This is a genomic window from Candidatus Avelusimicrobium sp., assembly GCF_050873505.1.
Classification (GTDB): Bacteria; Elusimicrobiota; Elusimicrobia; order Elusimicrobiales; family Elusimicrobiaceae; genus Avelusimicrobium.
This window is the reverse complement of the sequence record NZ_JBNMIY010000007.1, coordinates 60,612-83,244: the sequence shown is the minus strand read 5'-3', so window position 1 is coordinate 83,244 and position 22,633 is coordinate 60,612. Positions and strand designations below refer to the sequence as shown.

The following is a 22,633-nucleotide window of genomic DNA, read 5'->3' as shown; positions in this document are numbered from 1 at the left end:
ATTTTAATATAATCCTGCCTTAGGCCCGGGCATTACTTTATTTTACCATTTTAACCGGGACTATTGGAGCCGCCCAAAGCACAGAGAACCTTCGGCGCGGGTGATTTGCACGCGCACAAGACCGTGGACGGGGGTTGACGTTTCCAGCACGACGGGCTGAAAGTTGGACGTAATGCCGTGCGGGCGGCCGTCCTTATGCTCCTCTACAAACACCTCTTGCTCCGTGCCCACCAAAGAGGCGGCAAAGGCGGCGCGCAATTCTTTATCCAGCGCGCGCAAGGCATCCGAACGGCGTTTGATTTCCCCGTGCGGCAGTTGCTTCAAGGCCGCCGCGGGCGTACCCGGGCGCGGGGAATAACTAAAAACGTGGAGTCCCGCCAACTTTACCTGTTTAATAAAGGCGTAAGTGGCTTCAAAATCCGCTTCCGTTTCGGTGGGATATCCGGCAATAACGTCTGCAAAAATGCCCATTTGCGGTACGCGGGCGCGCAACTCCTGCACCTTGGCCGCATAGGCGGCGGTGTCGTAATGGCGGTTCATATCTTTTAGCACTTTATCGCACCCGGCCTGCAAAGGCAAGTGGAAATAATTGCAAAAGCGGGAGGGGTATTCGTGCATCATTTCTATCACGCCATCCGTAACCGTTTGCAGTTCAATAGACGAAAACCTCACGCGGAAACGGCCCTTCATTTGGGCAATATGGCGGCAAAGTCCGGCCAAATCAGCCCCCGTTTGCGGGCATTTGTAATTGCCAATGTTAATACCCGTTAAAACCACTTCGGCAAAGCCCTTCTTTCCCAAGGTGTCAATTTCTTTGAGTACATCATTTAAGGGTTTGGAGCGTTTTACGGGCCGGGCATACGGCACAATACAATAGGAGCAGAAGCAGTCGCACCCGTCTTGGATTTTGATAAACGCGCGGCTGTGGCCCTCGTGGCCGGAAACCGTCCAGCACACATCGTCTGTATGAAAGAGCACTTTGCCCAAATCGTACTTGCCCACAATTTCCGCCTGCGGGAAATTCTTATGCACTTCGTCCGCGTGCGCGGCGGCATAGCACCCCGTCAGAACGAGGCGCGTATGCGGGTTGCGGCGCAAGATTTGGCGGATTTGCTTTTCCACGTCCTTATCGGCCTGGTGCGTAACCGTACAGGTATTGAGGACGCAAATATCGGCGGTTTCAAAGGAGTCCGCAGGGGTAGCCCCGGAGTTTAAAAATTGTTCCAAAATGGCTTGGCTCTCCACTTGGTTTACACGGCAGCCAAAGGTTTTAATAAAAAAAGTGGTCATAAGAGTTTAGCGGCTACCGCAATGCAGGCCGTTTCTGCGCGTAAGATGTTTACCCCCAGCGTAACCGGGAGTACATTGTATTGGGCGGCTACGACGATTTCCTCATCCGTCCACCCGCCGGCAGGCCCCACAAACACGCGCAAGCGCTTGGGGTTGCCCAATTTTTCAAGCCCCCATTGCAGAGTGTGCGTTTCCTCGGCCTCGTAAGCGATTAAAGAGGGAATATCCTGCACCAAAGCCGCCGGGAACTTAACGGGCGGCAGAATTTCGGGCACAAAGGGCGTGTCGCATTGTTTGCAGGCGGCAATCATAATTTGATGCCAGCGGTCGTTTTTGCCGTCCCACTTTTTGAGCACATCGTACTCACTGCGCTCCGTCATAATCGGGCGGAAGGCGGCCACGCCTAATTGCGTGCCCTTATCCAGCACCTCTTCCAAACCCGTGCGGGAATTGGGCGCAAAGCAAAGTTCCAGTTCCAAGGGCACGCGGCGAACCTCACACGGTTTTAACAGCGTTCCGCGGATAAACTTTTTTTGTACGCGGTCTATTCGGGCCATAAACTGCTTGCCCGTTCCGTCAAAAACGCGGATTTCGTCGCCCTCTTTATGACGGGCGACGGCAGACGCGTGGTGTGCTTCGGCGTCGGTTAAAAAAAATTCGGTTTCTTTAATATCGGCAAAATACTGCGGCATAGGGATATTTTACCAAAAAAGGGGAACCTTTCGGGTTCCCCTTTTTAGCGGTTATACTGCTAGATTATTTATCAACGACTTCCGCTTCTACTACGTCGTCTTTTCCGCCGTTGTTGGCGGCACCGGCTTGCGCACCGGCATTGGCGCCCGCTTGGGCTCCGGCCTGTTGGGCCTGGGCACCGGCGTTAGCCTGCTGCGATTTGTACATCGCTTCGCCGAGTTTCTGGCTGGCTTGCAAGGCCGCATCGGTGGCCGCTTTCATCTTGGCGGCATCTTCGCCCTTCAAGGCATCGCGCAAGTCATTTAAAGCGCGGTCAATGGCCAAGCGGTCTTCCTGGGACACTTTATCACCGTATTCCTTCAAGGCCTTTTCGGTCTGATAGAGCACGCTGTCGCCCTGGTTTTTGGCTTCAATGACTTCTTTGTGCTTTTTATCTTCGTCCGCGAATTTCTCCGCATCTTTGACGAATTTTTCCACTTCGGCATCGCTGAGTTTGTTCGGCGAACTGATAGTAATATGCTGTTCCTTGTTGGTACCCAAGTCTTTGGCGGATACGTTCAAGATACCGTTGGCATCAATATCAAACGTAACTTCAATCTGCGGCACGCCACGGGGAGCTGGCGGAATACCGTCCAAGTCAAACTTGCCCAGCGGTACGTTGTCTTTGGCCATCGGGCGTTCACCCTGCAAGACATTAATGGTTACGGCCGGCTGGTTGTCGCTGGCGGTAGAGAAGATTTGCGTCTTGCGCACCGGGATCGTAGTGTTGCGTTCAATCAAGCGAGTGCATACACCACCCAAGGTTTCCAAACCCAAGGACAAGGGCGTAACATCCAACAAGAGGACGTCTTTCACATCGCCCGTCAAAATACCGGCTTGTACAGCCGCACCGATCGCCACGCACTCCATCGGGTCAATACCGCGTTCAATCTTTTTGCCCACGAGGTCTTCCACATATTTCTGCACAATCGGCATACGGGTCGGACCACCGACCAAGATGATGCGGTCAATTTGGGAGGCGGACAATTTGGCGTCGCTCAAAGCCTGTTCCACAGACTTACCGCAGCGTTTAACGATTTCGTCCACCAAACTTTCCAGTTTAGCGCGGGAGAGCGTCAAAGCGAGGTGTTTGGGGCCCGTCGCATCGGCAGAGATGTAAGGCAAGTTGATGTCCGTTTCCATAGTGGTGGACAATTCAATCTTGGCTTTTTCGGCCGCGTCTTTCAAGCGTTGTTGCGCTTGGATATCTTTGGACAAATCAATACCCGTTTGTTTGCGGAATTCGTCTTCCATCCATTTAATAATGGCGTTATCCATATCCGTACCGCCCAAATGCGTATCGCCGGAGGTGGAAAGCACGTCAAAAGTACCTTCTTTACCCATTTCCATAATGGTTACATCCAGCGTACCGCCGCCCAAGTCAAACACCATTACTTTTTGCTCTTTACCGGCCTTATCAATACCAAAGGCCAAGGCGGCAGCCGTCGGTTCGTTTACAAGGCGCACTACATCCAAGCCCGCGATGCGGCCCGCATCTTTGGTGGCCTGGCGTTGGTTATCGTTAAAGTACGCAGGCACCGTGATAACGGCCTTTTCCACAGGTTCGCCCAAGAAGGCTTCGGCGTCTTTTTTAACTTTCTGCAATACAAACGCGGACAACTGTTGCGGCGTAAATTCCTGGCCGCGCAAATTAAATTTATAGTTTTCCCCCATTTTGCGTTTGAACGCGGTTACGGTGCCATCCGGGTTGGCGATGGCCTGGCGGCGGGCAGGTTCACCCACAAGGCGCTGACCGTCCTTCGTAAACGCTACATAAGACGGAAACGCTTTACCGCCGATAGAACTACCTTCGGCAGACGGAATAATCGTACCTCTGCCACCTTCCATTACCGCAGCGGCGGTGTTAGAAGTACCCAAGTCAATACCAATAATCTTAGCCATATATGTGTTTCTCCTTACAAATTTTATTAATTAAATTGTTTTCAAACGGGCCTGCGGATTAATCTTCCGCGTGCTGGCCGACAATCACCCGCGCCGGGCGCAGGACTTTGCCGTCCATCGTAAAACCCATTTGCACTTCCTGCAACACGAGACCGTCTTGGTCCCCGGAGGAAGGAATCATCGCCACCACTTCCTGCGTGGCGGGGTCGTAAGGTTTATCAAGCACGTCCATATGCTCAATGCCTTCGGCCTTAAATGCTTTTTCCATTTCGCCAAACACCATTTTCAGGCCCGTTTTAACGGCTTTTAGTTCGGCGGACATTTGACCTTCTTCTTCCTTTTTGTCCATCTCCACTAACTGGCGCAACAACACTTCGTACGAAGGGAGCAACTTCTCGGCAAATTCCTTTTTACCATACGCCAAGAAGGATGCTTTTTCGCGCTCGGTGCGTTTGCGGAAGTTTTCAAAATCTGCGCTTAAACGCACAAATCTGTCGTAATAGTCAGGCTTTTGTTCTGCGGCGGGAGTTTCCTGCGCGGCTTCGGCGTTGCAAGGCTGTTCTTGCTGCGGAACTTCTTTTTTCATTTCAGCGTGTTCATTATGTTTTTCGTGCTTACTCATAATCGTCTTCCCCGGAGGGCAGTGCCGTCCAACTCTTCATAGACGCTTCCAACAAACTGCCAATAAAGTTTACCAATGACATCACCCGTGTATATTCCATATGTTTCGGCCCGATGATGCCCAGCATACCCACCGTTTTGTCCCCCACGCGGCAAGCGGTAGAAACGATACTTAAATTTTTAAGTTCTTTCAGTTCGTTCTCGCTGCCGATACTGACATTTAATTTTTGTTTGGATTTCTCCATATCCGTCATTTTCTCGCTAAGTAACGAGGAAAAGCGTTCGCGCTCTTCTACTACGCGCATCATTTGTTTCAAATCTTCGTAATCGTCTTCGGTCGTGTTTTCCAACAGCCGGCCGATGCCTTCCACATACAACTCGTCCGCTCCCGTTTGGGGGCGTTCAATATCCTTTAATACCTGTGTGGCCAAATCGGCTACGCCTGCAATTTCCGGGTGGCCGCTGTGGATATGCTGCCAAAGCACCTTGCGCGCTTCGGCCAAGGTCCGCCCCGCAATCTCACCGTTGATAAAGCGGCTGAGTACACGCAAGCGGGCAGGCTCTATTACATATGCCGTGCGAACCGGCCAATGGCGTACGGCCCCGGACTGGGTAACCAAAACGGCTAACATCATACCGGGCGCCAACGGAATAAAATCAAGCCGCTGGATACGCTGGTCGTCCACGTGGGCGGTATATACAAACCCCGCCGCGCCGGAGAGCATCGCCAAGAGGCGCGAAGTCTGCACCAGCATATTGTCCACTTCGTTTACGCGCTCATCATATTGTTCTTCAATGCGTTGGCGTTCGCGGGCGGCCATTTGCTGTACGCTGGCCAGGTAGTCCACATAATAGCGGTAGGCTTTATCCGTAGGAATACGTCCGCCGGAAGTATGAGGCTGGTAAAGATACCCTTCTTCTTCCAGTTCCTTCATAATGTTACGAATCGTTGCGCTGGATACATCTTGCAGTGCACCGTCCGCAATCATTTGCGAACCGACCGGGCGGCGGGTTTCCACAAACTGCTGGACCACCCACCTTAAAATCTTTTCTTTACGCGCTTTGGCAATTTCCGGTTTTAAAATTCTCATACGCTTAAACTTCCCGGGTTCTGGGAGTGTGTTTCGTTTTTATTTTAGCACTCTTTGAACCTCTCTGCTATTATTATAGGTAAAATATTCTTTTTTGTCAACCCCCTTTTTTGAGTGCTAATTTTGAACAGTTATTTTTGTGTTTTCTCCTATACAAATACCAAGTTTTGTTTTTATTTCACAAGTGTTTTTTTGGATTAGTAGTTTGATTTTTGCGCGTTTGCTGACGGACACCCGCCAGAAAAGTTACAATAATAGTATGCAATTTATTGATTCACACGCCCATTTGAACGACCCGGCCTTTGACCCGGACCGGGAAGAATTAATTTCCAAACTCCCCGCCGCGCAAATAGCGGCAAGCGTGGAAATCGGCTGCGCGCCAGACGAGTGGCAGCCCGCGCTGGACCTGGCCAAAAAGCACCCGGGCTTTATCCCGGCTGTATTGGGGGTTCACCCGGAATACGCCATAAAAACCGCGCCTGCGGATTTACAGACCTTGGCCCAACTGCTTACGCACAAGGATTGCGTGGCGGTGGGGGAAATCGGCCTGGATTACACCTGCCTAGATATTTCCGATCAGGAACTGCAACAAAAAATGTTCTCGCAAATGCTGGAACTGGCCAACCAAGCGGAAAAGCCGCTTGTACTGCACATCCGCCGCGAGGGCGACGACTATGCGGCCTATGAGGATGCCTTTTACGCCTTAAAGCACGAGTGGAAGCAAAAATCGTCCACCGCGCACCCGGGCGTATTACATTGTTTTTGCGCGCGTTATGAAGAAGCCCAAAAAGCGCTTGATATGGGCCTATTATTAGGTATTAACGGATGCTTTACCTATAAAAAGAACGAGTACATCCGCGAGGCCGTCAAAAAGGCGGGCGCGGACAAAATCATTTTGGAAACGGACTGCCCGTATTTATCCCCCCAAGGCAAACGCGGACAGCGCAACGACCCGTCCAACATCCCGCTGATTGCCCAATATACGGCTGATTATTTGGATATCCCGCCGGAAGAACTGGCCGAAATTACCACCCGCAATACAAAAGCCTTGTACGGGCTACTGTAATTTGTTATATTTTGGGAACAGAGGATTTATGAACAAATACACGTTACTGCCGTTAATTGCCGCGGCCCTTGTGGCAGGTTGCACCACCAAGGAGCAAGACGAGCAAATCAGAACCTTTTGGATGATGCAATCCTTGGAAGTAATGAACAAGGTAGCCACCCCGGCCAATATGGAAAAACTTTCCAAGTTAGCCGCAAAATCAGCCAATTTGGGTGCTAGAGAAACGCCGCATATGGATTGGCCTGAAAATTTTGAAGGCCCTACCCCGGCTATCCCGGCGCAACCCGCACCCCAAGCCACGGCTCCTGTCCGCCGCGCAACTCCGGCCCCGCAATTTATGGATGTAACCATAGATACGGACGAACTGCCCGGCAAGGCCCCGCAGGAAGAACGCGCCAAAATGAAGCGCGCCTTTGGTGCGGTGCAAATAAACAACCAGGCCACCTTGGCCTCTATTGAAAACAGTTTTAATGCTTCCGTAAAGCACAAAGCCTTTTTGATTACCACGCAAACGGAAAAAGATTTGAAGGCCGCCGCCGCTAAAAGCGCGAACTTTCAAGCCTACTTTGCTGAACAAAAAAGGCTGTTGGCCCTGCAAGACCAAAAACTGACGCAACTGATGAAGCAGAACACCGCCAATTTAAAGCGCGTGCGCCGCTCCTCTACGCGCTAGCCACGCTACGGCCGCCCCATAGTGGGCCGCCGCTCAATGTGCGGGAGGGCGATTGATTGAGTACCTCTCTTTCTGTATGGGCGCCCTCTTATATAACAACGGACAAAAGGGCTCAAAGTTGTTATAATACTTTTGTTGCAAAACGGGCCTAATCGCCCGATACAATTTTTTCTGTTTTTGGAACCGTATGTAGAATACGGTGCGCTGCTTGGATACAAGTGGCATAACTCGACTCCAAAAGCAGTCGTTTTAGGCACAACACTTCCGAACTGATCCTTCGGAGGTGCTGTGCCGAGTGCTTTCTGCCATATTTTTATATGGCAGAAGGCCGCGGCTGTCATTATTTGGGTTAAGTCGAGTTAGCTCAAAGATGACAGCCGTTTTTTATGCGCTGTTTTCTCCAAAAGCAGAACAAGGAGAAAATAATGAAGAAAGATTTTACCTCTATTTTGTCTTTCCCGAGGGTATGTCGGCCCTCAGGGGTCTGGGATCTGTTTTTATTAAAAAAGGAAAACGACAGATTCCCGACTACGGCACTCGGGAATGACAGCAAGAACAACTACAACAACAGATCCCGGATAAAAACCTTCCGGGATGACGGCAAAAGAAAAAGCTATCCTGAATGTGCGGCCCGCAGGGTTTCAGGATCTACCGCTTGGGTTGTTAGCCTTGGCTTTACCCTTATTGAACTTTTAGTTGTCGTTCTTATTATTGGTATTTTGGCGGCGGTGGCAGTTCCGCAATACCAAAAGGCCGTTGCAAAGGCACGGCGCGCGGAAGTAAAAGTAGCCGTCCGGCGGATGTTAGACGAATATAAGTTATGTGAGTTGGAACAAGCCGAAAATTGTAAAACAGAAGTAGAATCCGCCAGCGAAATCCCTAATACTTTATTAGCCCGGACCTTTGGCGAACAAAATGTATATTGGGATGGCGATGTTGAAACGGCTCGGGTAGGAAAATGGGAAATACGTTTTTCCAGCGGTCCCTTACAATTATGGACAGACGGCTACGGAATAGAGTGCGGCGGCGGAATAGGCCAAGGCGAAGAACTGATCGCCGAGTGCTATTGCGATTCTTACCCCGTGCGGGGCGGTTGTAGCCGGGTGGGACTGCCTGAGAACTATGGCCCCTTTAACTTATTTGAAAACTAACTACTTCCCCAACAGTTTTAGGAATTCTTCTTCGGAGAGCACGGGAACGCCCAGTTCCTGTGCTTTTTTTAGTTTGGTGCCCGCGGCTTCCCCGGCCACCACATAGGCCGTCTTTTTGGAGACGCTCCCGCTGGCCTTTCCGCCGTATTCCTTAGCCAAGCGTTCGGCCTCGGTGCGGGTCATCGTTTTAAGTTCGCCCGTAAATACAAGCGTCTTGCCGTCCAAAACATTGCCCGAGAGTTCCTTTTTAGGTTGGGTAAAGTTCAGCCCGGCGGCGCGCAACTTTTCAATTTGGTCCAGCGCGCTTTGGCTATGAAAAAAATCGTAAATGCTCTGCGAAACCGTCTCCCCCACGTCCGGCACGGCCTGCAATTCGGTTAAAGACGCATTTTTCAAAGCGTCCAAGGTGCGGAATCTGTCCGCCAAAATTTCAGCCGTTTTGGCTCCCACAAACGCAATACCTAAGGCAAAAAGCAGGCGGGATAAAGGCTTTTGCTTGCTGGCTTCTATGGAGTCCAACAGGTTTTGGGCCTTTTTGTCTTTAAAGTTTTCCAAATTGAGCAGGTGCAGAAAAGTCAGCCCGTAGATATCGGCAAAATCGGTTACATACTGGCTTTCCAGCAGTTTATCCATTACCACATCGCCTAATCCCTCAATATCCATTGCCCCGCGCGAAGCAAAGTGCAGTAAGCGCGCGCGCAACTGGGCCGGGCAAGAGGGGTTCACGCAATAATAGCCCACCTCGTCTGGTTCCTTATAGACGGGTTCCCCGCACGAGGGGCATTTGGCGGGCGGCAGTACCTCTTGCGTGCCTAATTGTTCCACCACCTTTACCATTTTGGGGATAACTTCCCCCGCGCGCTCAATAATCACGCGGTCGCCCACGCGCACGCCCAAGCGTTTGATTTCGTCAAAATTGTGTAAGGTGGTATTGGAGATAATCACGCCCGCGCACGGAACGGGTTCCAATTCGGCCACCGGGGTAATCACGCCGCTTCTGCCCACGGAAAAGATAATGTTTTTTACCGTCGTTGTGGCTTGCGGGGCCGGGTATTTAAAGGCAATCGCCCAGCGCGGGCTTTTGGCCGTTACGCCCAGAACGCGTTGGTCTTCAAAGCGGTTTACCTTTACCACAAGTCCGTCCACATCAAAGGGAAGTTGGTGGCGGGACTCGTTAAACTGGTTGTAAAAACGGATAACGTCGCTGATAAGCGTGGTTTTGGTGCGCACGGGACAAACGGAAAAGCCCCAGGATTTGCACAAATCAATAAACCCGCTGAAACTGTCCGCCGCTATGTTGCCCGTACCAAAGGAGTGGGCAAAAAATTTAAGGGGCCGCTGGGCCGTAATCAGCGGATCCTTTTGGCGCAGAGACCCGGCGGCGGCGTTGCGGGTATTGGCAAAAATGTTGTCGCCTTTTAGTTGTTGGCGTTCGTTGAGGGCGGCCAAATCCTTTTTGTCCAAATACACCTCGCCGCGCACTTCCAAAAGTTCGGCGGGGGCATTTGCTATCTTTTGCGGGATACTTTTAATGGTGCGGACGTTGGACGTAATGTCCTCGCCCACTTTGCCGTCCCCGCGGCTGGCGGCGGTAATCAAAATGCCGTTTTCGTACGTGAGCGAGCAGGAAACGCCGTCTATTTTTCCCTCTACCACCATTTCAAAATCGTTACGCTGTAAAATCTTTTCCGCGCGGGCGTACCACTCCCGTATTTCGTCCGGAGAATAGGAGTTATCCAAGGACATCATCGGCACGGCGTGCTTGACGGGCGTAAACAGATTGCCCGCCTGCCCGCCCACGCGCTGGGTGGGAGAGTTTTTGGTGCGGTACTGCGGATATTGGTCTTCTAAATCTTTAAGTTGCTTGTAAAGTTCGTCGTACTGGGTATCGGACAAGACAGGATTGTCCAAGTTATAGTACAAGTTATTGTGATAATTGATCAGTTTTTTAAGCCGCTCAATCTCTTCTTTCGGGTGCATAACTTTTATTTGCGTTCTTTTTTCAGTTGGTCCAGCAAGCCGTTAATGAATTTGCTGGAATTTTCGGTGGAATACTTTTTGGCCAGTTCAATGGCTTCGTCCATAATCGCGGCCAAGGGCGTGCGTTCGGGGCTGAAAACCATTTCGTAAGTGGCCATACGCAAAATAGAGCGGTCCACCGCCGACATACGGGCAATGGTCCAGTTTTTGGCGTAAGAGGAAACGAGTTTATCAATTTCAGGCAAGTGCTCCGTGGTGCCGGTAACCAATTCTTCGCAGAACGGGTAGCAATCGCCCAGTTCGTGCTTGAAATCCGCCGCGTAACGCAAGATATTGTTTTCGTCGGCCGATTTGGAACTGTCGGCGTAGTAAAGCGATTGTAGGGCACACTCACGGGCCATTCTTCTGTTGCTCATAGTTTCCACCTGTATAAAGCGTACAAATTTTAAATAAAAGTTTATATTTATTTTAGCAAATTTACGTCGTCCTTGCAGGGCCGCCGCGCGCGGGTTTGTGGTAAAATATAAGTATGAACAGAAAAGTCCTTTTTACAATGCTTTTAGCGGGCACATTGGGTGCGTGTGCTGCCAACGGACCGCTGGCAGGGGCAGACCGGGATAATCACGGTTGCATCCCCTCTGCGGGCACCACTTGGAGCCAAGTAAAGCAAGCGTGCGTACAGCCTTGGGAAGCGGGCATCCGCTTAAACCAAGCCGCGCAAACGGACGGCGCGCAATTTGCGGCGTACGTCATTTTATCGGCGGACGGCACGCAGGCCGAGGTGTTCACCAAAGACGGCAACTATGTGTTGGACCGCTCCCTTACGCCGGACGGCCCCCAATGGAGCGGCAAAAAGATGCTGCTTAAACGCCTTCCCGCCGCGTGGGAACTGTACGAAAACGGCGCCCTTACTTACCGGGCGGAACAGGCGCAATAATTTTGACACCCTGTATAGTAAGTTTGTATAATAAAAATGTTCCCGTATGGGGACAATTTTTGCAAAAAGAAAACAAATAGATAATGGCCAGATTTGATAACAGAAGAGAATACAAAAAAGATCTCTACCGCAGAAACCAGAACATCCGCGTACCCGAAGTGCGCGTGATTAATTCCGACGGAAGTATGGTCGGCATTTTGCCGGTGGCGCAAGCCATCGCCCTGGCTAAGGAACAAGAGTTGGACTTAGTGGAAATTTCCCCCAACGCCCAACCTCCTGTCTGTAAGATACTTGATTACAACCGGTATGTGTACGAACAGGGTAAAAAAGCCGCGGAAGCCAAAAAGAAACAAGCCAAAGTAACCTTGAAAGAGTTACGCATTAAATCGCGCATTGCCGCGCACGATTTGGACGTAAAAATCCGCCAAATTGAAGAATTTTTGCGTAAAAAGGATATGGTGCGTTTTGTAGTGGTATTCCACGGGCGCGAAAACCAGCACAAAGACATTGGCATCCAGATTTTGAACGATACGGCCAAACGCTTGGCCGAAATCGCCAATGTGGACGGCGGCTTGCAGCAGTTGGGCAACCGTATGTCTATGACGTTTGTGCCCAAAAACTAAACAGATTTTTAGGTCCTTTTTAGTGTACTGCGTGCGGGGCTTGACCGGCTCCCGGCGCAGGTCGTTCTGAAAAAGGGCTAATTAAACAGAGGTAATATTAACAATGCCTAAATTGAAAAACCATAGCGGTGGTAAAAAACGCTTCAGAAAAACCGCCACGGGTAAATTTACCCACAGAAAAGCCGGCAGAAAACACTTGCTTACGCCTGTTTCTGCCTCCCGGAAGCACGAAATGAGAAAGACCGGCGTCATTACGCCTGAGTCCAACAAAGGGAAGATTTTGGAAAAATATCTCCCGATGGCCAAATAAGAGGTAGAAAATGAGAATTAAATTCAGCGTCGCGAGACACGCGAGAAAGAAAAAAGTATTGAAAAGAGCCAGCGGCTATTACGGAGATAAATCCCGCCGCTTGCGTATGGCCACCCAGCAGCTGGATCACTCCGGCGTGCACGCTTATGTGGACCGCAAAGACAAAAAAACCACTTACCGCCAGATGTGGATTACCCGCATCAACGCCGCGGTGAGAGAAGAAGGTTTGTCTTACTCCAAATTCATCAGCGGCTTGGCCAAAGCCAACATTACGCTTAACCGCAAAATGTTGTCTGAAATGGCGATTAAAGACCCCGTGTCCTTCAAGAAATTGGTGGACGTGGTAAAAGCCGCCTAAGAGCGTTCTTGCAGCAAGTAAAGCCCGTACCGCTTATGTGGTGCGGGCTTTTTTATGGCTTTTTGCAACCAAACACCCTTTTAAAGGCATAAAAATACCCCGCCGGGAGATATTTCCAGCGGGGTATATAAGATACTTAAATACTGCTAAATATGCCGCTTTTTGACCTTCATACGCGCAATGGCCTGTTTTAATTCCATTTCCGCGAGTTCAAAATCAATATCGGCATCTTTGCCGGAGAGCGACTCCTTGGCCTTTTTAATCTTCTGCTTTTCGGCCTCTTCGTCAATCTCGTCCGCCAACGCGGCACTTTCGGCAAATACATTTACCACATCGTTGAGCACTTCCACAAACCCGCCCAATGCGGCAAACTCTTCTTCCTTCCCGTCCTTTTTATAACGCAGGGAACCCATACCCAACTGCACAATCGTTTTGACGTGCCCGGGCAGGATACCCATTTCCCCCAGCAAAGCGGGCAGAACAACCATATCCACTTCCAGGTTGGAAATAAGCGGTTTTTCCGGCGTAATCAGGTTAAGGGTCAGTTTTTTAGCCATAAATTACTCTTTGTCTTTTACTTTTTCGTAATTGGCCAACACATCCTCTATGCCGCCGCACATATAGAAGCACGATTCCGGGATATGGTCGTATTCGCCGTCCACAATGCCCTTAAAGGCTTTAATGGTATCGGCCAATTTGACGTATTTGCCCGGGTGCCCCGTAAACTGTTCGGCCACGGAGAACGGCTGAGACAAGAACTTTTGGATTCTTCTGGCGCGGGCCACGGTCTTTTTGTCCTCGTCGCCGAGTTCATCCATACCCAAAATAGCGATGATATCCTGCAAGTCTTTGTATTTCTGCAAGATTTTGCGCACGCTTTGGGAGACGTTATAATGTTCGGCGCCGATAATGCGCGGGTCCAAAATGCGGGACGTGGATTCCAAGGGGTCCACGGCCGGGTAAATACCCAAACTGGCAATTTGGCGCGACAATACGGACGTAGAATCCAAGTGTGTAAACGTAGCCGCCACACCGGGGTCGGTCAAGTCGTCGGCGGGCACATATACGGCCTGAATAGACGTAATAGCGCCCTTCTTGGTGGAAGTAATACGTTCCTGCAAGTTACCGATTTCGGTGTTTAACGTCGGCTGATAACCTACCGCGGAGGGCATACGGCCCAACAGCGCGGACACTTCGGAGTTCGCGAGCACAAAGCGGAAGATGTTATCCAAGAACAACAGCACGTCTTGGCCTTTTACGTCGCGGAAGTATTCCGCCTGCGTAAGAGCGGTCAAGGCTACTTTGGCACGGGCACCTGGCGGTTCGTTCATTTGGCCGTAAACCAATACGGTTTTGTCCAGTACGGTACTGCCGTCCGAAAGTTTGGATTCGCTCATTTCCAGCATCAAATCGTTACCTTCGCGGCTTCTTTCCCCCACACCGCCGAATACAGAACTGCCGTGGTGTTCGCGCGCCACGTTGTTAATCAGTTCCATAATAAGTACGGTCTTGCCTACGCCGGCGCCGCCGAACAAACCTACTTTACCCCCCTTCATATACGGGGCAATCAGGTCAATAACTTTAATACCGGTTTCAAAAATTTCCGGGGTCGGGTTTTGGTCTTCCAAGGTCGGCGGGTCGCGGTGAATAGGCATATTCATAGCGGCCTTGATATCGCCCTTGTGGTCCTGCGCCTTGCCCAGCACGTTCATCAAACGGCCCAAGCACGCTTCCCCCACCGGCACGGACAGAGGCCCTTCGGTATCCACGGCTTTGGCGCCGCGTTGGAGACCGTCGGTGCTTTCCAAAGATACGCAGCGCACAATCCCGTCGCCCATTTGCTGGGCAACTTCGGCCACAATCTTTTTTCCGCCGTCCATTTCTATTTCAATGGCGTTCTCAATGGCGGGCAGGTGGTCTTGTTCAAACTGCACGTCCACAGCCGCGCCAATGATTTGAATTACTTTTCCAGTCTTCATATGGTTTCCTGTATTGTAGAATTAACTGTTCAGGGCTTCGGCCCCGTTCACAATATCCAAAATTTCGTTCGTAATGCTGGCCTGGCGCACTTTGTTGAGTTTTACGCCCAACGCGGCTACCAGTTCCCCGGCGTTTTTGCTGGCGGCGTCCATTGCGTTCATCGTGGCGGCCAAGTTGGCGGCCTGCGATTCCAACAGCATACGGTACATATTGGCCTTTACCAAGCGGGGCACCAAGAGTTTAAAAATTTCCAGCATACCCGGTTCAAATAAAAAGTCGCTTTCGTCCTTTTTGTTTTCCGTGGCTTCAAAGTGGAAGGGCAATAACTTCTGCTCTACCAAGTTTTGGCTGGCCAGGGATTTAAAGTCGTTGTAAATCAGCGTTACGGAGCCGAGGTTTTGCTCAAAATACGTTTTGAGCACCGCTTCGCCCAACAGTTCGGCGTGCGCGTAAGACACCTTGGGAAAGATACCTACGCTTTCATATACCAAATGCAGGTTCGGCATTTTTAAACGCGCCAGAAAATCGCGCCCTTTTTTACCCACGGCAAAGACGAAAATTTCCTTGTCTTGGTTTTCCTTTAAAAAGTGCAGCGCGCTGCGCAGAATAACGGCGTTAAACGAGCCCGCCAGTCCTTTATCACCCGTAATGACGAGGAGCCCGACCTTCTTCGGGTTCCCCGTCTTGTTGATAAAAAAGCGTCCGGCCCAACTTTCTGCCACGTCATCCGGCTGTGGCATAGCCAAGATATCCTGCTTTAAATCGTCCACCATTTGGTACATCTTTTTGGCGAACGGACGGGCGGCGGTCATCGCGTCCTGCGCGCGACGGATGCGGGCGTTGGAGATCATCTTCATCGTCTGCATAATCTGCTGCGTGGATTTGATGGCTTTAATATTTTGCCGTATGTCCCTTAACGATTCCATAGCGGTTCCTTATTTGTTGCGGCCTTCCAAAATGGACACATAATCCGCAATACCCGCTTCCAGCGAGTAATCCGGCTCGTAGCCCAGTTTTTCTTTGGATTTGGTAATGTCCGCCTGGGTCTTTAACTGGAAGAACGGATACGGATTGTCAGTGTATTCGGGTTCCAGGTTGGTGCCCAGTTCTTTGTTTAAGCATTTGATGATGTCGTTATAATCGCGCGGAATACCCGTGGCGGCGTTGTAAACGCCCGTTTCTTTGCCGTTGTTCAAGGCACAGAGGTTGATTTTAACGATATCCTTTACATATACAAAGTCGCGCATTTGCTCGCCGTATTTAAACACGCGCGGGCGTTTGCCGGCCTTCATTTGGTTGTACAACTGATAGACCATACTGGCCATTTTGCCTTTAAAATATTCGCCGGGACCATACACGTTAAAATAACGCAAGCCGATAATCTTCATATCGTTGTTGTCGTCGGCAAATTGGCGGGCCACGTTATCCATAATGGCCTTGGAGAAGCCATAGACGTTTTCCGGGTGCGTGGGCTGCGTTTCCACATTGGGGACGGGCCCGTTGCCGTAAGTGGCCGCGGAAGAGGCATAAATAACCTTTTTAATTTCGTTATCCGCCGCAAAAGCGAGTAAGTTTTTGAACGCTTCCACGTTTTGTTCCATCATCGCCTTTTGGTCCATTACCGTGGTGTCGGTAATAGCCGCTTCGTGGAAGATGGCATCAAAATACATATCGGTCGGCATATATTCAAACAAGTCAGCCGTAATAACGTCGCCTTTAAAACCGATTAAGTTTTTGAAATGTCCGTTCTTGGAAAAATCGTCCAAGACGGTTACTTCGTGTCCCTGGGCTTCCAGCGTTTTGGCAATGTTGCTGCCGATAAAGCCGGCACCGCCGGTAACCAGGTATTTTTTCTTGGTTTTAGCGTCCATTTATTTCTCCTGTTGCGAGGGTTTAAAAACCGTTTTAAACGCGTCCAACGCACTGACCATTTTTTCTTCCACTTCCTTGGTCAGTTCCACAGAGGCATTGAGCGTATCCAGCACGTCCGGGCGTTCGGCGCGGGCATAGGCGAGGAGTTGTTTTTCGTATTCCAACACGTCGCTTACTTCCACCGTGTCCAAATAGCCGTGCGTACCTGCATAGAGCACCAGCACTTCTTCGCCTACCTTCATAGGAGAATACTGGTTCTGTTTGAGCAGTTCCGTCATACGTTTACCGCGGGCGATTTGGCGCTGGGATTCTTTATCCAGTTCGGAACCGAATTGGGCAAAGCCCTCCAATTCCTGGTACTGGGACAAGTCAATACGAAGCGTACCGGCCACCTTGCGCATCGTTTTGCGCTGGGCCGAGCCACCCACACGGGATACGGACAAACCTACGTTAATAGCCGGCTTGATACCGCTTAAAAACAGACTGCTTTCCAGGTAAATCTGACCATCGGTAATAGAAATTACGTTGGTCGGAATATACGCGGAAACGTCGTTGGCCTGCGTTTCAATAATCGGCAAAGCGGTAATGGAGCCGCCGCCGTTTTCTTTGGAAAGTTTGCACGCGCGTTCCAACAAGCGGGAGTGCAAGTAAAATACATCGCCGGGGTAGGCTTCGCGGCCTGGCGGACGGCGAAGCAGCAAGGACATCTGGCGGTATGCCTGCGCGTGTTTAGACAAATCGTCATACACGATAAGCACATCTTTGCCCTGCCACATAAAGTATTCGCCGATAGCGCAACCCGCGTACGGGGCGATGTACAAAAGGGAAGCCGGGTCCGAAGCGGTGGCGGAGACTACAATCGTATAGTCCATAGCGCCGAAGTCGGTCAAGGTTTTGACCACTTGGGCCACCGTGCTCTGCTTTTGGCCTACGGCCACATAAATGCAGATACAGCGTTCGGAAGCGGGAATATTCTTTTGGTTGATGATAGCGTCCACCGCGATAGCGGTTTTACCCGTTTGGCGGTCGCCGATGATGAGTTCGCGCTGGCCTTTACCAATCGGCACCATCGCGTCAATGGCTTTGATACCGGTTTGGAGCGGCTGTTTGACGGGCTGGCGGTCAATAATACCGGGGGCTACAATGTCCAACGGCATATTTTTGTCGGTCTTTACCGCGCCCTTGCCGTCCAACGCGTTGCCGAGCGGGTCCACCACGCGGCCAATCATATCCGCGCCTACGGGGATGCTGATAACTTCGCCGGTGCGTTTAACGGTACCGCCTTCGTGAACCAAGTGGTCCGGCCCCATCAGCACGCAGCCGACGTTGTCGTATTCCAGGTTCAGCGCCATACCTTTCACTCCGTTACCGAAGTCCACCAATTCCGATGCTTTTACGTTGTTTAACCCGTGTACACGGGCGATACCGTCCCCTACTTGGATAACGGTACCCACTTCGTTGACATCGGCGGACGCGTCAAAGTGTTCAATCTTTTCTTTAATGATATTGGTTATTTCTTCTGGTCTGATTGCCATATAATTACCATTGTTACTGTGCGAGTTCCGCCTGCAACTTGGCTAAACGCCCTTGCAGACTGCCGTCTATCAGTTCCCCCCGGCACCAAATTTGGAGTCCGCCCAAGAGGGCCGGGTTGGTTTTAAAAATCGCTTTTACCTCTCCGCCGTAACGCGCGGAAAGGGCTTCTTCGGTTTGGCGTTGCTGGGCCTCACTGAGTGCGCGGGCGGAAATAACCTCCGCGCGCAAAATGCCCAGCCGTTCATCCAACAGTTCCCCCACGCGGCGGACGACGGCGTCCAACAGCGCGTAGCGTTTCGCGTCCAGCAGCACTTCCACAAACGAAGCCGCCTCCGGCAACGCTTTAAGCGCTTCCTTAACGGTTTGTTTTTTAGCATCCGTGGAAATGCGCGGGCTGGACATATACGTCTGCACGCCCGCCAACGCTTCGGCGGCCACTTGCAAAGATTTCGCCCGCTGGGCGGCCTCTTCGTTCGTGGCGCTTAACGCATTGTAGGCGGCGGCGTAGCGCTGCACCGCAATTCTGTCTGAACTGTTCATATTACTTCGCCTTTACTTCCGCCAGCACGCGGTCCACCACGGCTTTGGCAGAGTCTTCGTTCAACTGCTGTTCAATTACCTTGGAAGCAGCCAACACGCTCACGCGGGCAATTTCGCCGCGTACATCCGAAAGCGCTTTGTTCTTTTCGGCTTCAATTTGCGCTTTGGCCTGTTCTACCAGGCGCTCGGACTGCTCTTTGGCCGCAGCCAAGAGTTGTTCTTTTTGCGTTTCGCCCATTTTTACGGCTTCGGCCATTTTTTTAGCGGCTTCGTCCGCGATTTGGGACAATTTTTCGTCCAATTCGCGTTTGACTTTTTCCGCGGCCTCGCGCGCTTGTTGGGCTTGCAGTTTGTCCTGCGCTATTTGCTGTTCGCGCGATTCCAACGCACCAATGATGCGGTTCCACGCAAACTTTTTAAGCAAATAGACGAGCAGCAAAAAATTGCAAACCGTCAAAGCGAGTACGCCGTAATCAGGCTTCAATAAATCTTCCATAGATTACTCTTTTTAAGTTTATTTCATTACCATCGTGAGCAAGCAGATAACCAAGCCCAACATAGCGGCGCCTTCCAACAACGCGGCGATGATGATCATCGTGGTGCGAAGGTCGGAACCGGCTTCCGGCTGGCGGGCGGTGCCTTCCAAAGCGGCGGCGCCGATTTTACCCAAACCGAGCCCCGCGCCAATGACGGTAAGTCCCGCGCCGATACCGGCGGCAATATATTTAAGTGCTACGAGTTCCATAAGTTCTTCTCCTTTGGGGTAATCCCCTTGATAGATTTTTCAAATTAATGCGTATGTATGACCGAGCCCGCAAAAATTGCCGTCAGCAGCGTAAACACATACGCCTGCAAAAACGCTACCAACAGTTCCAGACACGTCATAAAAATTTCCAGGCACATCGCCGGCAACAGCGCACCCGCGCCCGCCGCAATGTGCATTTGCCCGACAATAAAAATAATCAAAAGCAAGCAAATCAGCACCATATGGCCCGATAGCATATTGGCAAACAAACGGATAGCCAACACGCACACCTTGATAATCAAACTGACGACTTCCAGCGGGAAGATAAGCGGCACCAGCCAGCCGGGCGTACCCGAAGGCACAAACCCCTTTAAGAACCCGATAATGCCGTGGAATTTAAGTCCGCTGTACAAGATAAGCCCGCCCGAGCACAACGCCAAGGCGGCCGTAACGGAAATGTTAGAAGTGGCGGTCTTCATTTCGGGAATCATACCCGCCAAGTTTACAAACAAGATAAACAAAAACAGCGTGCAGAAATACGGCAGAAAGCCCTTGCCCTCTTTACCCATATTGGGCAAGACCATACCGTCGCGGATGAACAGCACATATTCTTCCGCCAGCGCCGTAAGCAGGCGCCCGGAACGGCTTTGGCGCGCGCGGGCAATCCAGCACAACGCACAGAACAACAATACGCTTACCGCCAAAATTGTAACGCTATGCGTGGTAAGCGGAATACGGAAACCACCCAGGGCTACGCCCCAATCGTGGTCCAAAATATGATGAGAAATTATTTCAGCTACGTCCATCTTTTTTATCTGCCTTTTTTAAAGTTGCGGCGTCCTTTTGCATCTGTTTGGCCGAACGCAAAATTTGGTAAAAGCCCAATGCAAACCCGGCTATTACGCCCCCGATTAAAAACCACGGGCTTGTGTGTAATTTTTCGTCCAGCCTGTACCCCACATAAGCGCCCAAAATTTCCGACACGGCAAACTCCAAACCTAACGTCGTAATTTGCAAATGGTCCTGTTTGGTAAAAGGTCCCAGCGCCATAGGTATCCCCCGGTTTATTTACCGGGCGGTAAGTACACTTAATATTATAAAACAATTTGGGCAAAAAATCTACCTTTTTAAGTCGTACAACCGCCGCTTATTAGTATTGTATTAAATTTAGCAACCCCGCGCACTTTTTTAGCGCAAATAATATAAAAAACCCGCGTCCGACTGCCCGCGGGTTTTTTATATACAAATTTTGCTTTTGCCTTACACGGTGTAAGTAAAGATTTTGCTTTCGTAGGGCTTTAAATCCACCACATACCCTTGGGAAAGCATTTCCGGCGTAACGGTCAGTTTTTCGCCTGTGAACTCCTCGGTTACTTGGCTGTTGGGGCCGTAAACGCCCTTCATATGCAGGCGGCCTTTGGCAGGTGCGCCGCTGTAATTAATAATAACCATTTTGCCCGTATTCATTTGTTTCCACTGCCAGGACAAAATATTACGGTAACTGTCATTGCCCATTTCGGCCGGGGTTACATCGCGCAAGGACCATTGGCCCCCGTGGAACGCCGGGGCGGAAGCAATATGCAACAGGCGCATATAATACGCCTTTACCTCGGCATTTTCCGTGAAAGTATCGTTTACATACTGGATAGGCATACGCGCCGGGCGGCCCAAAATTTGGAAATAATGGAACATCCGCGCGCCGGGCAATGTAGCAATAATCGTGCTGGCCGCCAAGGATTTTTCCTTACCGAAGGCCTTTAAACTTTCCTCTTCGTCGTGGTTGGCGATAAAGCGGATAGAGCGCATTTGAAACAAATGTTCCGCGCCCAAATGGCCTTTAATGTCCTCGGCGTTGGAAAAGCGCAAGCGGTCATAAAGCACTTTATCGTACGTATAATCAAAGCCCATTTCCTGGATATCCCACTCCAAGCCCCAATACACTTCGGCGATGAAGGTAAATTCCGGGTGTTTTTCGCGCACGCTGTCCAACGCTTGGCGCCAAAATTCCTCTTTGGGCAAATCGCTACCGATAAATTCCCACCAAGTATCACGCTGGACTTTATTTAACTGCAACATTGCCATATCACAGCGCACGCCGTCGCACATATCGGCCACGCGCAGTAAATTTTGCAACATAAATTCCCGCGTTTTGGGGTTAAAATAGTTCAGTTGCGCCGTATCGGTCCACGGAGCAAAATACGGGTCGCGCCCGTGTGCAATATACACGCCGTCCGGATTTTTGAAGAACCAATCCGGGTGCGATTTGGGCGCATTTTTACCGGTATTAATATACAAATCGGGTTGTGCGGTAACCGTCGGGCTATCAATAGCCGTATGGTTGCCTACAAAGTCCAACAACAGGCAGATGCCCCGGCTGTTTAATTTGCCGCGCAATTCGCGCAACGCCGCGTCCCCGCCCAAAGTGTCATCCACGGTGTACTCATATACGGCGTACGGCGAAGCCGTGATATCCTCCGGCTTGAAATCCGGCTTTATCGCCCGGATTTGCGCTTGGATATCCTTATGCTCACGCGCAATTTTTTCTGCCGCCGGGCTTAACTTCCATACCCCCATCAGCCACACGGCGTCAAAGCCCGCTTCCTTGATTCTGTCCCAATGTTCATCCGGGATTGTCGCCAAGGTTACAGGCCGGCCCAACTGCGTTTCCAGGCGTCTTAACCAGGAACGCGTATTTATTTCTAAAATATGCGGATTTGTCCTCATAGTAGATTTTCCCCTATTCTTTTTATACCACTTTCGCGCCTTCTTGTAAACCCTGCGGGCGGCAACTCTATACGCTAGGTAACGATTAGTTGAGCCACACTATTACTGAAATGTCGCGCTCTGACGAAACGGCACCCTGCGGGCGGCTGCTCTATGCCCTAGGTAGCGATTACTTGGGCAACACTGTACTTGTAATGTCGCGCTCTAATGGAACAGCCTTGCGGGGTCCTACGGACCGCACGCTGCGCGCCGCCACTCTATGCGCTGGGTAACGATTAATGGAGCCACATTATTTCTGCAAAGTCGCACTCTGACGAAACGGCCCAGCAGTTGTTGGTTTTATCCATTGTAATTGCCGTCATTCCCGAGGGTCGTAGTCGGGAATCTGTTGTTATTAAAAAAGGCCTTTTTTATTCTGGATTCCCCCTCGTACGAGGGCCCAAAATAACCGTCAATTTTACGCTAATAACGCAAAAACCCCGGCGGGTTATATCACCCACCG

The 22,633-nt window shown here is 50.9% G+C and carries 25 protein-coding genes; 7 read left to right on the top strand and 18 right to left on the bottom strand.

Annotated elements, in window-relative coordinates; translation table 11 throughout:
* Positions 1-60: 60 nt before the first annotated feature.
* The 5 genes from mtaB to hrcA form a co-directional block, all read right to left on the bottom strand.
* Entirely contained in the window at positions 61-1,290 is a 1,230-nt protein-coding gene (mtaB, locus tag ACR0QV_RS05510; protein ID WP_432635249.1) for a tRNA (N(6)-L-threonylcarbamoyladenosine(37)-C(2))-methylthiotransferase MtaB, read from the bottom strand.
* A complete protein-coding gene (locus tag ACR0QV_RS05505; RefSeq protein ID WP_432635247.1) occupies positions 1,287-1,982 on the bottom strand; it encodes an RsmE family RNA methyltransferase in 696 nt (231 codons plus the stop codon). The genes mtaB and ACR0QV_RS05505 overlap by 4 nt, the downstream gene beginning before the upstream one ends.
* Before the next feature lie 64 nt (positions 1,983-2,046).
* Entirely contained in the window at positions 2,047-3,924 is a 1,878-nt protein-coding gene (gene dnaK / locus ACR0QV_RS05500) for a molecular chaperone DnaK (RefSeq protein ID WP_432635245.1), read from the bottom strand.
* A gap of 58 nt (positions 3,925-3,982) precedes the next feature.
* On the bottom strand, positions 3,983-4,546 hold the full coding sequence (locus ACR0QV_RS05495; RefSeq protein ID WP_432635243.1) for a nucleotide exchange factor GrpE: 564 nt from the start codon (positions 4,544-4,546) through the stop codon (positions 3,983-3,985).
* Complete coding sequence (gene hrcA, locus ACR0QV_RS05490) at positions 4,539-5,636, bottom strand: heat-inducible transcriptional repressor HrcA (protein WP_432635241.1); 1,098 nt, start codon at positions 5,634-5,636, stop codon at positions 4,539-4,541. Before hrcA ends, ACR0QV_RS05495 begins: the two co-directional genes overlap by 8 nt.
* A gap of 259 nt (positions 5,637-5,895) precedes the next feature.
* Between hrcA and ACR0QV_RS05485 the strand changes: the two genes are divergently transcribed.
* The 3 genes from ACR0QV_RS05485 (at position 5,896) to ACR0QV_RS05475 (ending at position 8,526) form a co-directional block, all read left to right on the top strand.
* Positions 5,896-6,702 carry a TatD family hydrolase gene (locus ACR0QV_RS05485; RefSeq protein WP_432635239.1) on the top strand — a complete coding sequence of 269 codons (807 nt, stop codon included), beginning with the start codon at positions 5,896-5,898 and terminating at the stop codon, positions 6,700-6,702.
* Between the two features lie 28 nt (positions 6,703-6,730).
* On the top strand, positions 6,731-7,375 hold the full coding sequence (locus ACR0QV_RS05480; protein WP_432635237.1) for a hypothetical protein: 645 nt from the start codon (positions 6,731-6,733) through the stop codon (positions 7,373-7,375).
* Positions 7,376-7,800: 425 nt separating this feature from the next.
* Positions 7,801-8,526 carry a type IV pilin protein gene (locus ACR0QV_RS05475; RefSeq protein ID WP_432635235.1) on the top strand — a complete coding sequence of 242 codons (726 nt, stop codon included), beginning with the start codon at positions 7,801-7,803 and terminating at the stop codon, positions 8,524-8,526.
* On the opposite strand, the gene ligA is transcribed toward ACR0QV_RS05475, so the two are convergent.
* Both ligA and nusB read right to left on the bottom strand, forming a co-directional pair.
* Positions 8,527-10,506, bottom strand: a complete 1,980-nt coding sequence (ligA, locus tag ACR0QV_RS05470; protein ID WP_432635233.1) for an NAD-dependent DNA ligase LigA — start codon at positions 10,504-10,506, stop codon at positions 8,527-8,529.
* Between the two features lie 5 nt (positions 10,507-10,511).
* Positions 10,512-10,922, bottom strand: a complete 411-nt coding sequence (gene nusB / locus ACR0QV_RS05465; protein ID WP_428053255.1) for a transcription antitermination factor NusB — start codon at positions 10,920-10,922, stop codon at positions 10,512-10,514.
* Positions 10,923-11,035: 113 nt separating this feature from the next.
* Here nusB and ACR0QV_RS05460 point away from each other — a divergent pair, with 113 nt between their 5' ends.
* The 4 genes from ACR0QV_RS05460 (at position 11,036) to rplT (ending at position 12,734) form a co-directional block, all read left to right on the top strand.
* Positions 11,036-11,443 (top strand): hypothetical protein, encoded by a 408-nt coding sequence (locus tag ACR0QV_RS05460; RefSeq protein ID WP_432635231.1) that lies wholly within the window; start codon positions 11,036-11,038, stop codon positions 11,441-11,443.
* 83 nt (positions 11,444-11,526) lie between these two features.
* Positions 11,527-12,066, top strand: a complete 540-nt coding sequence (gene infC / locus ACR0QV_RS05455; protein WP_177746687.1) for a translation initiation factor IF-3 — start codon at positions 11,527-11,529, stop codon at positions 12,064-12,066.
* A gap of 103 nt (positions 12,067-12,169) precedes the next feature.
* Positions 12,170-12,376, top strand: coding sequence for a 50S ribosomal protein L35 (locus ACR0QV_RS05450; protein WP_177746685.1), 207 nt, complete (start codon positions 12,170-12,172; stop codon positions 12,374-12,376).
* A gap of 10 nt (positions 12,377-12,386) precedes the next feature.
* Entirely contained in the window at positions 12,387-12,734 is a 348-nt protein-coding gene (gene rplT, locus ACR0QV_RS05445) for a 50S ribosomal protein L20 (RefSeq protein ID WP_177746683.1), read from the top strand.
* A gap of 146 nt (positions 12,735-12,880) precedes the next feature.
* Here rplT and atpC read toward each other — a convergent pair whose 3' ends face one another.
* The 11 genes from atpC to ACR0QV_RS05390 all read right to left on the bottom strand — a co-directional run bounded on the left by atpC (position 12,881) and on the right by ACR0QV_RS05390 (position 22,131).
* Entirely contained in the window at positions 12,881-13,291 is a 411-nt protein-coding gene (atpC, locus tag ACR0QV_RS05440) for an ATP synthase F1 subunit epsilon (RefSeq protein ID WP_428053253.1), read from the bottom strand.
* Positions 13,292-13,294: 3 nt separating this feature from the next.
* Positions 13,295-14,713, bottom strand: a complete 1,419-nt coding sequence (gene atpD / locus ACR0QV_RS05435) for a F0F1 ATP synthase subunit beta (RefSeq protein ID WP_428037854.1) — start codon at positions 14,711-14,713, stop codon at positions 13,295-13,297.
* Between the two features lie 21 nt (positions 14,714-14,734).
* Positions 14,735-15,640: an ATP synthase F1 subunit gamma gene (gene atpG, locus ACR0QV_RS05430; RefSeq protein WP_432635227.1), complete on the bottom strand. Its 906-nt coding sequence runs from the start codon at positions 15,638-15,640 to the stop codon at positions 14,735-14,737.
* A 9-nt stretch (positions 15,641-15,649) separates the two neighbouring features.
* Positions 15,650-16,585, bottom strand: a complete 936-nt coding sequence (rfaD, locus tag ACR0QV_RS05425; RefSeq protein WP_432635225.1) for an ADP-glyceromanno-heptose 6-epimerase — start codon at positions 16,583-16,585, stop codon at positions 15,650-15,652.
* Positions 16,586-18,121 carry a F0F1 ATP synthase subunit alpha gene (gene atpA / locus ACR0QV_RS05420; RefSeq protein ID WP_428060059.1) on the bottom strand — a complete coding sequence of 512 codons (1,536 nt, stop codon included), beginning with the start codon at positions 18,119-18,121 and terminating at the stop codon, positions 16,586-16,588.
* A 13-nt stretch (positions 18,122-18,134) separates the two neighbouring features.
* Positions 18,135-18,662, bottom strand: a complete 528-nt coding sequence (atpH, locus tag ACR0QV_RS05415; RefSeq protein ID WP_432635223.1) for an ATP synthase F1 subunit delta — start codon at positions 18,660-18,662, stop codon at positions 18,135-18,137.
* A gap of 1 nt (position 18,663) precedes the next feature.
* Positions 18,664-19,158: a F0F1 ATP synthase subunit B gene (gene atpF, locus ACR0QV_RS05410; RefSeq protein WP_432635221.1), complete on the bottom strand. Its 495-nt coding sequence runs from the start codon at positions 19,156-19,158 to the stop codon at positions 18,664-18,666.
* Positions 19,159-19,176: 18 nt separating this feature from the next.
* A complete protein-coding gene (atpE, locus tag ACR0QV_RS05405; RefSeq protein ID WP_432635219.1) occupies positions 19,177-19,407 on the bottom strand; it encodes an ATP synthase F0 subunit C in 231 nt (76 codons plus the stop codon).
* Between the two features lie 44 nt (positions 19,408-19,451).
* Positions 19,452-20,213: a F0F1 ATP synthase subunit A gene (atpB, locus tag ACR0QV_RS05400; RefSeq protein ID WP_428060055.1), complete on the bottom strand. Its 762-nt coding sequence runs from the start codon at positions 20,211-20,213 to the stop codon at positions 19,452-19,454.
* Positions 20,200-20,457 carry an AtpZ/AtpI family protein gene (locus ACR0QV_RS05395; RefSeq protein WP_432635217.1) on the bottom strand — a complete coding sequence of 86 codons (258 nt, stop codon included), beginning with the start codon at positions 20,455-20,457 and terminating at the stop codon, positions 20,200-20,202. Before ACR0QV_RS05395 ends, atpB begins: the two co-directional genes overlap by 14 nt.
* Positions 20,458-20,667: 210 nt before the next feature.
* Positions 20,668-22,131 (bottom strand): alpha-amylase family glycosyl hydrolase, encoded by a 1,464-nt coding sequence (locus ACR0QV_RS05390; RefSeq protein WP_432635215.1) that lies wholly within the window; start codon positions 22,129-22,131, stop codon positions 20,668-20,670.
* Positions 22,132-22,633 lie beyond the last annotated feature (502 nt).